Here is a 13,016-nt window from a genome sequence, read left to right on the forward strand (position 1 = left end):
GCAAGATTAACAAAAAAATAATATAAAAAGCTTTTCATTATCAAAATATTTTCGTTACTTTGCACCAAACATATAATACTACCAATTCCAATTTATAATTTATGAAAGAAAAGCTAACATTGGCTGTGATTGCTCTCAGCTACATCCCTTTGGCCTCTGCCCAAACCGACTCTATCGGCTCAGTGGGGGCTACCATGAGCGAGCAGGCTTTCACATTCACGGAGGCACAATTGGGAGAAGAGGACAACTTCGCACAGAACGTGACGATTATCAACTCCAACTCCAATATCTACGCCTCCGAGGTCGGTTACCTGTTCTCGCCCGTGAGGTTCAGGTACCGCGCGTTCAATCAGAAGTACAACGATGTCTACATCAACAGTGTGCCGATGAATGACATGGAGACCGGACAGTTCCGCTATTCTCTTGTCGGCGGACTCAACCAGCAGACACGTAACCTTGATTCGGCAATGCCATTCGAGGCCAACTCGTTCTCTATGTCCAACATGGGCGGAAGCAACAACTACGACTTCCGGCCTGCCAACATGGCTATCGGCCATAGGGTGACACTCAGTGGAGCTAACCGCAACTACACCCTCAGAGGCATGTACACGTACAACAGCGGACTCAACTCAAAAGGATGGGCAGTGAGCGCAAACGTCACCTACCGCTGGGCAAGCGAGGGATATGTGGAAGGCACATTCTACAATGCCCTGTCCTACTACCTTGGCGTACAAAAGCTCTTCGGCGACAACAACAACCACTCACTGACATTCGCTACATGGGGCAACCCTACGGAGAGAGCATCGCAGGGTGCGTCAACAGACGAGATGTACTGGATAGCAAACGACACACAGTACAACCCATACTGGGGCTACCAGAACGGAAAGAAGCGCAACTCACGCATAGTCAACGACTTCGCACCTACAGCCGTGCTGACTTGGGACTGGAACATCGATGACGACATGAAGCTCACTACATCACTCGGCGGCAAGTACGGATGGTACAGCTCTACAAAGCTCAACTACAACAACTCCGACAACCCACATCCGGACTACTGGAAAATGCTTCCCTCAAGCTTCTACGACGTATGGGGCGAGAACGAGCAGTTCATGACCGACCAGAGCCTGGCAGACTGGCAGACAGCCTACGACTATCTGACAGCGAGCAAGGCCAACAGGCAGATCAACTGGGACCGTCTGTACCACTCCAACCAGATGGCATCGCAGCAGGGCGCAGACGCCATGTACTATGTACAGAAGCGCCACAGCGACCAGAGCATGCTCACCCTGTCGTCGGTACTCAACGCACACCTTGACGAGCAGAGCAAATGGAACGTTGGAGTGGTGCTGGCAACAAGCAACACCAAGCACTACCAGACAATGGACGACCTGCTCGGAGCTACAACGTTCCACAACATCAATACATACGCCATAGGCACATACGCACCAGGTTCTGACGAGGTGCAGTACGACCTGAACAACCGCGATGCCCTTGTCGGAGAGGGTGACAAGTTTGGCTACGACTACAACGTCAATGTCAACAAGGCATTCGCCTGGACAAGCTACAGCCGCAACCTTGGACAAGTAAACGTCCTCGTTGCAGGCAGGATTGGCGGCACGTCAATGGAGCGCGACGGCAAGATGCGCAACGGTCTGTTCCCCAACAACTCCTTCGGCAAGAGCGGCAAGGCACGCTTCGGCGAGGGTGGCGGCAAGGCAGCCCTTACCTATTCACCGGGCAGAGGCCACACTATATCCATTGGTGCGGGCTACCAGTGGAACGCTCCTACGGCATCGGTGGCTTTCCAGGCTGCCGAAATGAACAACGACTTCGTCAACAACCTGAAGAACGAGCGCGTGTTCAGCAGCGAGTTCGGGTATCAGTACCAAGGGTCATGGCTCCACGCAAATGTCAACGCATACTACAGCCGTCTTGACGACGTTACGGAATGGACATGCTTCTATTTCGATGACATCAACTCGTTCTCGTATGTCTCTACAACAGACAACGCCAAGGAGTATTACGGCGTGGAGGCAGGTCTTGACTTCAAGGTGACATCTTTCCTTAATCTGAAGTTCATCGGAACCATCAGCGAGGCAAAATATGTCAACGATGCTACTGTGAGATACCTCAATTCTACACAGGGAACTTACAACGATGACATACTGCGCTGTACAGGCATGCGCGAGAGCGGCACACCTCTTACAGCCCTCAGCGGAGCTATCAGCTACCATCAGGGCGGATGGTTCATCGACCTCAACGGCAACTACTATGACCGCATATACCTCAGCTACTCTCCTTACTACAGAATGGACGGACCGTTGAGCAAGCTCAACGAGGAGCCTTCTCCACAGGATAAGGGCAACGGAGGCTTCATGCTCGACGGAAGCATCGGCAAGAGCATCCGACTGAAGAAAGGACAGCTGAGCATCAACTTCATGGTGACGAACATTCTGAACAACACACGCATCTGCACAGGCGGTTACGAACAGAGCCGCTCGGACTTCACATCGTCTGGCAACGCCCGCTCATACAGGTTCTCCAAGAACCCGAAGAAGTACTATGCTTACGGTACCAACGGAATGATTAACCTATCATACAGATTCTAAATCACTCTACGGCAATGAAAAATATCAAATATATACTGGTGGCTTTCGCCTGCTGCCTGTTCACGGGCTGCATGGACGAGGACTGGGACACTCCCGACACCACCGATGCCTTCGGCAACAAGAATATCGTCGAGACCAACGTCGTTACTATCAAAAGCCTGAAAGACAAGTACACCAGCGTCATCAACGCCTCGTCAAACTCATACCAGGAGATTACTGACGACATACAGATAAAGGGACGCGTTGTCGGCAACGACATACAGGGCAACATCTACAACGAGATTGCTCTCGACGACGGCACAAGCTCCATACTCATCTGCATCTCGCAGGGTGGCCTGTTCGCCTACCTGCCAGTGGGTCAGGAGATAATCGTTGACCTTAAGGGACTTTACATAGGCGGCTATGGTAAGCAGGCCGAGATAGGCACTCCATACACCAACGCACGCGGCAGCAGCTACGTTAGCCGTATGAGCAGAATCGTATGGAACCAGCACTTCAGGCTCCTTGGCACCGCAGACCCATCTTTGGTAAGCCCCGAGATTTTCGACGCCAGCAAGGTGAAGGACGCTACTTATCTCATAGAGAACAGCGGCAAACTGATGACTCTCAAGAATGTACAGTTCAAAAATGGTGACGGCATCACGACATACGCTCCCGAAGAGCTCAAGGATGCCGCAAACTGCGTAAGCCGAGAGATAACAGGCTTCTCGTCAAGCAACCTCGTGGTACGCACCAGCACATACGCTGACTTTGCCGCCAAGCCATTGCCTACAGGCAAATGCAACATCACAGGCATCTTCACCAGATACAACAACATCTGGCAGATACTCATACGAGAGGAAAGCGACGTGGAGGAGCTGTAACACCTTATTATATATATAAGCGAATACTATAACGATAACGAAAACAATAACGAAAACAATAACGAAAACAAAACAAAACAAATATGAAAAAACTGACATTATCATTGTTTGCCCTTGCCATGACGGCAATGACATTCACAAGCTGTGAAGATGTACCCGCTCCTTATGACTATCCTGGAACAGGCGGCAACGAAGGTGGTGGGGAACTTGCTGAAGGCGTTTATCTCGACCAGAACTTCAGTACAAGCCTTGGAGATTTCCAGTCTGTTGGTTCCAATCCCAATATTGCATGGGCTATCGACTATTCAAGTGCATGCATCACAGGTTACAAAGACTACAACGGTGATGGTACCAAGAGTAATGAAGCAGGCGTGACCTACCTTGTCAGCCCGGAAATTGACCTCACAGCAGCAACAAAGGCTCATGTAGAAATGAACCATGCCATGAGATATGAGCGTGCAGACATAAACACGAACAACAGTCTCCTCATTTGCAAGGATTATGCCGGCGACCCGACAACAGCAAATTGGGTTTCCATACCATATTCTACAGACGGCATAAACGGCACATCATTCGACTTCGTAGATGTATCGGCCAATATTCCAGACGAGTTCATCGGAAGCAAGGTAAGACTGGCTCTCCGCCACACATGTTCAGATGCACAATCTTCAACATGGGAGGTTAAGTCGTTGAGCGTCAAGGAAGGTGAAGCAGAAATCTCCGGCGGTGGTGAAGACACTCCTAACCCACCGGTAGAAGGGGAATACATAAACGAAACATTCGCCACATCGTTTGGCTCATTCACAGAAAAGACCGTCAAGGGAACTCCTTGGGTAATTGACTACAGCTGTGCAAAAGCCACGGGATATGACAACAGCAGCAAGACTACTACACCTTCAGAAAGCTATCTCGTTTCAAAAGCAATAGACCTTTCAGCTTCTAAGGGAGCAGTTGTCAACTTCGAATATATTTTACGCTATTACACCAACTACGGCGCAGCAAAGCCAGGTGTAGCAGACAAGGTGCTTATCACAGACAACTATACAGGAGATGTGACAACAACAAACTGGACAGACATCACAGGAAAACTTACAGAAGGTAGCGACTGGAATACATGGTATAAGTATTCCGTAAACATCCCTGCTAAACTGTTGGGCAAAAAGGCTGTGGTAATAGCCCTCTACTATGCTTGCCAAGACAACTCCGCTACATGGGAAGTCAAGAACTTCGTAGTAAAAGATGGAGAGGCGTCAAACGAAGGTGGAAACGAAGGCGGCAATGAAGGCGGCAATGAAGGCGGCAATGTTGCTCCTGCTGGTGATGGCATGACAATATCAAGCATAGAGGTTGGTCGCCAGGGTACAGTCGAACTGACATCTAACAATTACGGTACACAGGCAGTTGCCGACGCTTCTACATGGCTCACTTGGAACTACGACAACATCATCTTCAAGGGAGCGAAGGTTTGTGCTGCCACTGGTGACTTCACTGGTTGCATACAGGTTCAGGGCAATGCCTCTGATGTCGCAAAGCAGGGCTTCATCTTCAACGAGACAGCGTTCAGCAAAGATATAAAGAGCATTGTACTTGTTGTAAAGGGATTAGCAAAATATGAGACTCCAACCGTATTCAGCGTGTATGCCGGTTCTGAAGCTCATCCTGTAACCAATGCTATAGAGGCTACCACAAAGACGGAAACAGGCGCCACCCTCAACACTTTCACCATGACCTACGACTTCAGCAAAGGTAACTACAAGCACTTCACAATATGGAATAACGCCATAGGCGCATTGTATATAGAGAAGATTGTTATCAATCTGAAGTAAACGGAAAAGATAGAGAAGATAGATGAGATAGAAAAAATAGAGCAGATAGAGAAAATAGAGCAGATAGATGGAAAACCCTATCTCATCTATCACATCTATCTGCTCTATCTCATCTATCACATCTATCTCATCTATCTGCTCTATCTCATCTATCTTTAACCTTAAGAAAAAAACATTACCTATGGAAAAGAAATACGAATTCCTAAGAAAGAGCGCCAACTGGAAGAATCTGTATTTCTACCAGAAAGCAGAAACTCTCTACCAGCTCACTTTCGTATTTTGTGAACGTTTCTTGAATAAACATATAGACCGCACGGTAGACCAGATGGTACAGTCGGCACGCTCTGGCAAGCAGAATATCGTAGAAGGAAGTGAAGACGGCAAGACATCCACTGAGATGGAAGTCAGTTTGCTGAATGTCGCCCGAAGCAGTATAGGTGAGTTAAAGGAAGACTACAAAGATTTCATCACCTCACGCAAGATAACTTTATGGAATGAAAATCATCCTCGTTTTGCCAACATGCAGGAGTTCACCAAAAAGAACAACAGCCTTGAGCAATACGAGGATTACTTTTATAAGTGGACTGCTGAGGAAATGGCAAACATCGGCCTTACCCTCTGCTATCAGGTTGATGCCATGATGTTCAGCTACCTTAAGAAACTCGAGAGCGAGTTTGTTAGCCAAGGCGGCATAAAGGAAAGGATGCATGCCGCGCGTACCGGATATAGACAAGAACAGGATGACAAGATGAAAGCCCTTGAGAAGAAAGTGGCCGAACAGGAAAAAACGATAAACGACTATCAAGAAGCCAATGCCCAATGGCAAGCAAAATACGAGGAACTTCGCCAAAAAGCCACCGAGGCATATTCAGACTTGAGAAAACAGCTGGCAGAAGCAAAGAAAAGACTTGGAGAGGAATAGAGGGGATAGAGGAATAGAGGAGATAGAGAAGATAGAGAAGATAGAGAAGATAGAGAAGATAGAAGAAATAGAGAAGATAGCTGCTATTTTCCTATCTGCTCTATCACATCTATCTCCTCTATCTGCTCTATCACATCTATCTGCTCTATCCCCTCTATCACCTCTATCACCTCTATCACCTCTATCTCCCCAAAATTATCCATAATTATTTGGCAGAAAGAAAAAATGTTTGTAACTTTGCAGCCCAAAGTGGAAACAACATTTTTATAACATAACATTTAACAACGAAATGAAAAAAGGTATTCATCCCGAAAACTATCGCCCCGTCGTATTCAAGGATATGTCCAACGGCGATATGTTCCTTACAAAGTCTACATGCAAGACTAATGACACAGTAGAATTTGAAGGTGAAACTTACCCAGTGGTAAAAGTCGAAATCTCAAGCACCTCTCACCCATTCTACACTGGTAAGAGCAAGCTTGTCGATACAGCCGGTCGCGTTGACCGCTTCATGAACCGTTACGGTAAGCTTAAGAAGTAAGAACGATATCTTTTACAGATACAGTACAACAGAACAAAGTGCGGTCGAACGTAGTTGCATATGCGTTTCGGTCGCACTTTTTTTCTCCAACAATTATCACTCATGTCCAAGAAATTATTACTAAGCCTTCTTGCCGTGCTGGCTTTCACAGCATGCTCTGACGACGAAGAGAAAACAACATCCAACTCTAACCGTAACCCCACCTACGAGCACAATGAATATGGCAGGTATGAGTTCCCGCGAATCAGCGACCCTTCGGAAAACCTTATCCTCATACACAAGACCGCTAACGGCGAGGTGAACTATTCCGTGGAGTGGGACATCGAGAAGAAGTCGCAGCGATGGTCGTGCTACCAGATGTACAAGAGCAACATGGCACAAAACACTGGCAGGTATTATGCAGGTCCGGGTGAAGACCAATATCCTCAAGACCCATTGCTACCTGTACAGTACCGCTGGACAACCGACCCGTTCTATGGCTCGGGCTACGACCATGGACATATATGTCCTTCTGCCGACCGGCTGAACAGCGAGGAGTCAAACTACCAGACTTTCTACCTCACCAATATGCAGCCACAGAAGAACGGCTTCAACGCCAAGGTATGGGCAAACATGGAAGCAAAGGTAAGGAACTGGGCAAAACAGAACAACTATACCTTCTGCGACACCATGTATGTATGCAAGGGCGGCACCATCGACAACAAGAGCCAGATTATGAAAACACTGTCCAATGGTCTCATCGTGCCAAAATACTATTATATGGCTATACTCATCTCCAAGAAACAGTCGAACGGCACCATGAAGTATGACGCCATGGCATTCTGGATTGAGCACAAGGAGAGTTCTGACAACGGCACTGCCCTGGCAAAATACGTCATCACCATTGACGAGCTTGAGAGCAAGACCGGCATCGACTTCTTCTGCAACCTGCCTGACGACATAGAACGTCAAGTAGAGTCTACAGTAAACATGAAACTCTGGGGTTACAATTAAGTGTCACCCCAGAGTTTCTTCTTTTCATTCCTTATCTGCCCTATTGTGCTCCGACAGTTCTTCCGAACATTCTTACGGGCTTGTCCTGTCCGCTGTCCCCAGCATCGCTGTTAGCTCTTGAGCCCAGGTTGTCCTTCTTCGAGTAGTAATAGTCCCATCCCCAATAGAAATCGTTCCAGTTTGGCGACGAGGTATGCCTCATCTTGAAGTTCACCCTTTGGTCTCCATAGTATATGTTCCCAACAAAATAGTTGTCACTCAGCCTGTAGTCGTGTATCTGAACGTATGTTCCTTCCTCTACGAGGTACACATTGATTACTCCTCCGCTGACATTCCATTGTATGTGGTTGGCAACATAATTCCTCCCCCAAGGCCCGTAGTTGTAATAGTCTATCCAGTAGCCGGAACCGGAAGAATACCTGTACGGGTCGCGCGAGAAACACAACTCGGTATACGTTGCATCATACACCATTCCGTCGTACATCATACTTACATACATATTTCCCTCCCAGGTGCCCTCAAGGGTATATGCTATTTCATCGTCCTCGTCGCAAGCGGAGAATGTCATTGCGCAAAGTGCCGTCATGGCCATTGCAAGCATTGTCTTAATCTTCTTCATAATCGTATGGTTTTTGTTTGTTATTGTAATTCTGCTGCAAATATAGATACTTATTCTGTTTAACACAAGGTAAATTCCATATAAATTATGGGGGAAATCCCTAATTCGTAGAGAAAAATCCCTAAAATAAACATAATTATCTTGATGTATTACTCAAATATCAATTAAAATTGGTATTTTTGCATTGGTAAAAAGTACGAATTTAAAACATGAGAAAACAAGATGAGAACAGTATATGAATTCTCGGTAAAGGACCGGAAAGGTAAAGACGTAGCACTAAAAGAGTATTCCGACGAGGTACTTCTTATTGTCAACACCGCCACTAAGTGCGGCTTCACCCCTCAGTATGAGGAACTGGAGAAGCTATACGAGAAATATCACAGTCAGGGTTTCGAGATACTCGACTTCCCCTGTAACCAGTTTGGCAGTCAGGCTCCTGGTACCGACGAGTCAATCCACAGCTTCTGCAAGCTTACCTACGGCACCGAGTTTCCCCGTTTCAAGAAAGTTAAGGTAAACGGCCCTGACGCCGATGCCCTGTTCAAGTTCCTGAAGGAAGAGAAAGGCTTCGCAGGCTGGGATGAGAGCCACCCCATCTACCCCATCCTCGATAAGATGCTCTCCGAGGCCGACCCCAACTACAAGGACAGCCCGGACATCAAGTGGAACTTTACAAAATTCCTCACCAACAAGCGCGGACAGGTGGTAGCTCGCTTTGAGCCTACAGAGCCTATAGCAAACATCGCCGCAAAGATTGAGGAACTGCTTTAGAGAAGACAAAGAATAATAGAAATATCGAGAAACAGAAACAACAACAGATATTGGTATGGAAAAGACAAGATGCCTTATCATAGGCAGCGGCCCGGCTGGCTATACAGCCGCCATCTATGCAGGAAGAGCAAATCTTAGCCCCGTTTTATACTGCGGACTCCAAACAGGCGGGCAGCTAACACAAACCACTGAGGTAGAGAACTTCCCCGGCTACCCCGAGGGAGTAGACGGCAACCAGATGATGACGGACATCAGGCAGCAGGCCGAGCGCTTCGGTGCCGACCTTCGCGACGGCATTATCACGAAGGTTGATTTTGGCAAACGTCCCTTCACGCTTACCACCGACAGCGGTGATATCATAGAGGCCGACAGCGTGATCATTGCTACCGGAGCATCAGCAAAATATCTTGGACTCGACGACGAGAAGAAATACAACGGGCAGGGCGTGAGCGCATGCGCCACATGCGACGGTTTCTTCTATCGCAAGAAGACCGTTGCCGTTGTTGGTGGCGGCGACACCGCGTGCGAGGAAGCATCCTATCTGGCCGGACTGTGCAAGAAGGTGTACATGATAGTGCGCAAGCCTTATCTCCGTGCCTCTGACGTGATGAAAAAGCGTGTTGAGGAGAACGAGAAGATAGAGATACTCTATGAGCACAACACCCTTGGCCTGTATGGCGAGAACGGTGTTGAAGGAGCACACGTGGTGAAGCGCAAGGGCGAGGCAGACGAGGAACGCTACGACTTGCCTATTGACGGTTTCTTCCTTGCCATAGGCCATAAGCCCAACACTGATGTGTTCAAGCCATGGATAGACGTCGACGAGACAGGCTACATCAAGACCGTTGATGGTACCCCACGTACTAATATCGAGGGCGTGTTTGCAGCCGGCGACTGTGCAGACCCTACTTACCGTCAGGCCATCGTAGCAGCAGGCTCAGGATGCAAGGCTGCCCTTGAGGCTGAACGCTATCTGGCAGCAAAAGGACTGTAAAAAGTTAATATTCCTTAGGGGTTATATCTCAACCCCATCATATTATCCCAGAAAGGGCAAAAGCATGTTGGTGATATTACAACAAACATGTTTTTGCCCTTTCCGATTTCATTCCACACAGCTGCTACGAGTAATCCTCTCCGGTTTTTCCTGCCTTCAGGCTGGTAGCCCATAGTCCGATAAAGGTAAGCAGGCCATTCAGCATCAGCAGCTCATAACCGAAACGGTAGGAGGTGTAGTGACTGGTCAGCCAGTCTGCGGCAAAGCATATCACAGGCGAGGCAACGGCAATGGCTGGTACCACCCTGTCGTTGACACCACGCTTGGTTATCAGTGCATAGGCGAAAAGACCAAGCAGCGGCCCATAGGTGTAGCCGCAAAGGGTGTAGATGGCATCCAGTACGCTCTGGCTGTTAACAAGCTCAAAGAGCAACACGCACAGGATGAACACCACCGCCATGCACACATGCACCCTCTTCCGCAGCCGCTCGTCATCGGGCTTGCCACACATATCCACGCAGAAGCTTGTAGTCATGGCGGTGAGCGCGCTGTCGGCACTTGAGAACGATGCCGCCACGATACCTATGGTGAACAGCACCACTACTCCATTGCCAAGCATACCCGAGGCGGCGAACATGGGCAACAGGTCATCGCCCTTGGCAGGCATCTGCATGCCATACCGGCCAAGCATCATCATAAGCAATACTCCCAGAGCCAGAAACAGCAGGTTGGCGGGCACGAAGGCAAAACCATAAGTACACATGTCTTTCTTGGCATCGGCAAGCGACTTGCAGGTAAGGTTTTTCTGCATCATGTCCTGGTCGAGTCCCGTCATCACGATGACGATGAATATTCCGCTAAGGAACTGTTTCCAGAAATTCTGCCTCGACATCCAGTCATCGAATACGAACATCCTCGAATGGCTGTCAGCCACTATCGCCCTCACGGCCTCTCCTACGCTCATTCCCATATCGTCGACCACATTATATATTATAAGTACCAATGCGGCAAACATGCAGAGTGTCTGCAAGGAGTCTGTCCATACCAGAGTTTTTATACCGCTGCGGCGGGTGTAAAGCCAAATGAGCGCAACCATCGCCACGGCAGTAAGGGCAAACGGCACTCCCATGTCCGCAAACACAAACCGATGAAGAATGAAGCACACCACATAGAACCTTGCCGCCGCTCCCGTCATCTTCGACAATAGGAAGAATGTCGCTCCAGTCCTGTACGACCTGTTGCCGAGCCGCTTCTGCAGGAAAGAGTATATCGTCGTGAGGTTGTGCTTGTAGTAGACGGGCAGCAGGATGAATGCCACGGCGAAATATCCGAGTATGAAGCCCAGGCAAGTCTGCATGTATGTCATGTCGGCATTGGCAACCATACCGGGCACCGACACGAACGTTATACCGGATATTGACGCGCCAATCATTCCAAACGCCACCACATACCATGGTGAATGTCGGTTGCCACGATAGAAAGCGTCGTTGTCAGAGCGGCGGGACGTAAGCCTGCTCACAAGCATGAGCAGGGCAAAATATACAAATACTGTCAGTAACATCATATAGCCTTTGATAAAAAACCTGCGCAAAGGTAGTACTTTTTTTAGAAATAATGTTAAAAGACAAAGAAATAAGAAAAAAGAAGCCCTTCGGAAGTTAAGTTCCTGAAAAGTCCACGTATATTATACAGATGACACAGAAAGAGTTCGAACAGCTGATACCTGAGCTTCGGCATCTGATGCTGAAAGTGGGTAGCGACTTCTTTGGCTCCACCATGGATGCCGAGGATGTTGCACAGGAGAGCCTTGCCCGTCTGTGGCTCAACCTTGAGCGTCTCGACTCTTCGCGCGACCTCAGTTCCTTGGCTATCAAGGTAGCAAAGAACGTGTGCATAGACATATACCGAAGGCACGTGCGGCCCAAAGGAAAAATCCCTGACTCCCTGTCAGCTCCATTGTCAGACAACGCTGATGCCGGCATAGCCGCCGAGGAGTGTCTGGCAGACATCGAGTTTGCGCTCAACCTGCTCACACCCAGTGAACGCAGCCTTCTCAACTCCCGTGTAAACCAAGGTAAGAGCTCCAGTGATATCTCCGCAGAGACAGGCATACCAAAGGCATCTGTGATGAGCATCATCTCTAAGGCAAAGAAGAAAGTGAAAACAATAATCCGTAACAGAACATGAGGCAACAACATAACCACCAAACAAACAACCGCTACGGGAAGTTCATAACAGAACTTGAGGACGGTGTCGCCGAGTACGACCATCTGATGAGAGCGGGCAAGGCACCAGGCCAAAAGATCAAGGCACGCATGCGCGCTATCAGATATGCCTCTGCAGCCGCCTGCATCATAGGATTCACCCTGTTCTTATGCCTTATGCAGCCTGCTGGATCTGACGAGTCAGCCGAGAGTGTAATTGCCGTTACATCCAACAATAAAAATAACAATAAAGGTGATGTTAGGCCATCGGCTGAGAAGACATCAGCCTACAAGTCTGAAGCCAACAACCAAGAGCGCAGCAGCGTGTCAGACAAGATGTTGGAAGACCGCAGCAGCAGAGCGTCAGACAAGATGGTGACACAGAGACAGGCGCGCCACAACCATACAAGGCAAAGGCACGGCAGCAGCCACAAGGCATACATGCTGCCCGAGATTGTCATAACAGACACCCCTGACATGACATTCTTTCAAGTATCTGAAGAACAACTGCGAGAAGACACTTATGCCGTGCACGCCTATCAGTTTCCTGATATAGACAGCGATGGCAACAACCAGTGGGCCGAGAACACCCAGGAAAGACCTGTAGAGGTATTCGCCTATTCCCAGCCATACGGGAAAGACGTTTAAGGGCAGGTTCCATAAATTCCCACTTT

At 48.5% G+C, this 13,016-nt stretch carries 12 protein-coding genes; 10 read left to right on the top strand and 2 right to left on the bottom strand.

Annotation, left to right across the window (positions count from 1 at the left end; translation table 11 throughout):
• Nucleotides 1–101 precede the first annotated feature (101 nt).
• From CIL02_RS12685 to CIL02_RS12715, 6 genes are all read left to right on the top strand, one after another.
• Nucleotides 102–2,609: a TonB-dependent receptor domain-containing protein gene (locus CIL02_RS12685; RefSeq protein ID WP_094402230.1), complete on the top strand. Its 2,508-nt coding sequence runs from the start codon at nt 102–104 to the stop codon at nt 2,607–2,609.
• A gap of 14 nt (nt 2,610–2,623) precedes the next feature.
• Nucleotides 2,624–3,472 (top strand): DUF5689 domain-containing protein, encoded by an 849-nt coding sequence (locus CIL02_RS12690; RefSeq protein ID WP_094402232.1) that lies wholly within the window; start codon nt 2,624–2,626, stop codon nt 3,470–3,472.
• Nucleotides 3,473–3,555: 83 nt separating this feature from the next.
• Nucleotides 3,556–5,298, top strand: coding sequence for a hypothetical protein (locus CIL02_RS12695; RefSeq protein ID WP_094402234.1), 1,743 nt, complete (start codon nt 3,556–3,558; stop codon nt 5,296–5,298).
• A gap of 181 nt (nt 5,299–5,479) precedes the next feature.
• Nucleotides 5,480–6,220: a four helix bundle suffix domain-containing protein gene (locus tag CIL02_RS12700; RefSeq protein ID WP_094402235.1), complete on the top strand. Its 741-nt coding sequence runs from the start codon at nt 5,480–5,482 to the stop codon at nt 6,218–6,220.
• Nucleotides 6,221–6,509: 289 nt separating this feature from the next.
• Nucleotides 6,510–6,761, top strand: coding sequence for a type B 50S ribosomal protein L31 (locus tag CIL02_RS12710; protein ID WP_004369923.1), 252 nt, complete (start codon nt 6,510–6,512; stop codon nt 6,759–6,761).
• Between the two features lie 102 nt (nt 6,762–6,863).
• On the top strand, nt 6,864–7,754 hold the full coding sequence (locus CIL02_RS12715; protein WP_094402237.1) for a DNA/RNA non-specific endonuclease: 891 nt from the start codon (nt 6,864–6,866) through the stop codon (nt 7,752–7,754).
• Nucleotides 7,755–7,794: 40 nt separating this feature from the next.
• On the opposite strand, the gene CIL02_RS12720 is transcribed toward CIL02_RS12715, so the two are convergent.
• Complete coding sequence (locus CIL02_RS12720; RefSeq protein ID WP_206073504.1) at nt 7,795–8,373, bottom strand: hepatitis A virus cellular receptor 1; 579 nt, start codon at nt 8,371–8,373, stop codon at nt 7,795–7,797.
• 222 nt (nt 8,374–8,595) lie between these two features.
• On the opposite strand from CIL02_RS12720, the gene CIL02_RS12725 reads away from it, so the two are divergent.
• On the top strand, nt 8,596–9,144 hold the full coding sequence (locus CIL02_RS12725; RefSeq protein ID WP_094402239.1) for a glutathione peroxidase: 549 nt from the start codon (nt 8,596–8,598) through the stop codon (nt 9,142–9,144).
• Between the two features lie 55 nt (nt 9,145–9,199).
• Nucleotides 9,200–10,138 (top strand): thioredoxin-disulfide reductase, encoded by a 939-nt coding sequence (trxB, locus tag CIL02_RS12730; protein WP_094402240.1) that lies wholly within the window; start codon nt 9,200–9,202, stop codon nt 10,136–10,138.
• 124 nt (nt 10,139–10,262) lie between these two features.
• Here trxB and CIL02_RS12735 read toward each other — a convergent pair whose 3' ends face one another.
• Entirely contained in the window at nt 10,263–11,702 is a 1,440-nt protein-coding gene (locus tag CIL02_RS12735; protein WP_094402319.1) for a sodium:solute symporter, read from the bottom strand.
• A gap of 128 nt (nt 11,703–11,830) precedes the next feature.
• On the opposite strand from CIL02_RS12735, the gene CIL02_RS12740 reads away from it, so the two are divergent.
• Both CIL02_RS12740 and CIL02_RS12745 read left to right on the top strand, forming a co-directional pair.
• Nucleotides 11,831–12,325 carry an RNA polymerase sigma factor gene (locus CIL02_RS12740; protein ID WP_094402242.1) on the top strand — a complete coding sequence of 165 codons (495 nt, stop codon included), beginning with the start codon at nt 11,831–11,833 and terminating at the stop codon, nt 12,323–12,325.
• Nucleotides 12,322–12,990: a hypothetical protein gene (locus tag CIL02_RS12745; RefSeq protein WP_094402243.1), complete on the top strand. Its 669-nt coding sequence runs from the start codon at nt 12,322–12,324 to the stop codon at nt 12,988–12,990. The genes CIL02_RS12740 and CIL02_RS12745 overlap by 4 nt, the downstream gene beginning before the upstream one ends.
• Nucleotides 12,991–13,016 lie beyond the last annotated feature (26 nt).

It is taken from the genome of Prevotella sp. P3-122 (assembly GCF_002251365.1).
Classification (GTDB): domain Bacteria; phylum Bacteroidota; class Bacteroidia; order Bacteroidales; family Bacteroidaceae; genus Prevotella.

Coding starts and splice junctions, on each gene's coding strand:
- CIL02_RS12735 (WP_094402319.1), bottom strand. CDS start 11,702: ATGATGTTACTGACAGTATTTGTATATTTTGCCCTGCTCATGCTTGTG.
- CIL02_RS12720 (WP_206073504.1), bottom strand. CDS start 8,373: ATGAAGAAGATTAAGACAATGCTTGCAATGGCCATGACGGCACTTTGC.
- CIL02_RS12715 (WP_094402237.1), top strand. CDS start 6,864: ATGTCCAAGAAATTATTACTAAGCCTTCTTGCCGTGCTGGCTTTCACA.
- CIL02_RS12685 (WP_094402230.1), top strand. CDS start 102: ATGAAAGAAAAGCTAACATTGGCTGTGATTGCTCTCAGCTACATCCCT.
- CIL02_RS12695 (WP_094402234.1), top strand. CDS start 3,556: ATGAAAAAACTGACATTATCATTGTTTGCCCTTGCCATGACGGCAATG.
- CIL02_RS12700 (WP_094402235.1), top strand. CDS start 5,480: ATGGAAAAGAAATACGAATTCCTAAGAAAGAGCGCCAACTGGAAGAAT.
- CIL02_RS12690 (WP_094402232.1), top strand. CDS start 2,624: ATGAAAAATATCAAATATATACTGGTGGCTTTCGCCTGCTGCCTGTTC.
- CIL02_RS12740 (WP_094402242.1), top strand. CDS start 11,831: ATGACACAGAAAGAGTTCGAACAGCTGATACCTGAGCTTCGGCATCTG.
- trxB (WP_094402240.1), top strand. CDS start 9,200: ATGGAAAAGACAAGATGCCTTATCATAGGCAGCGGCCCGGCTGGCTAT.
- CIL02_RS12710 (WP_004369923.1), top strand. CDS start 6,510: ATGAAAAAAGGTATTCATCCCGAAAACTATCGCCCCGTCGTATTCAAG.
- CIL02_RS12745 (WP_094402243.1), top strand. CDS start 12,322: ATGAGGCAACAACATAACCACCAAACAAACAACCGCTACGGGAAGTTC.
- CIL02_RS12725 (WP_094402239.1), top strand. CDS start 8,596: ATGAGAACAGTATATGAATTCTCGGTAAAGGACCGGAAAGGTAAAGAC.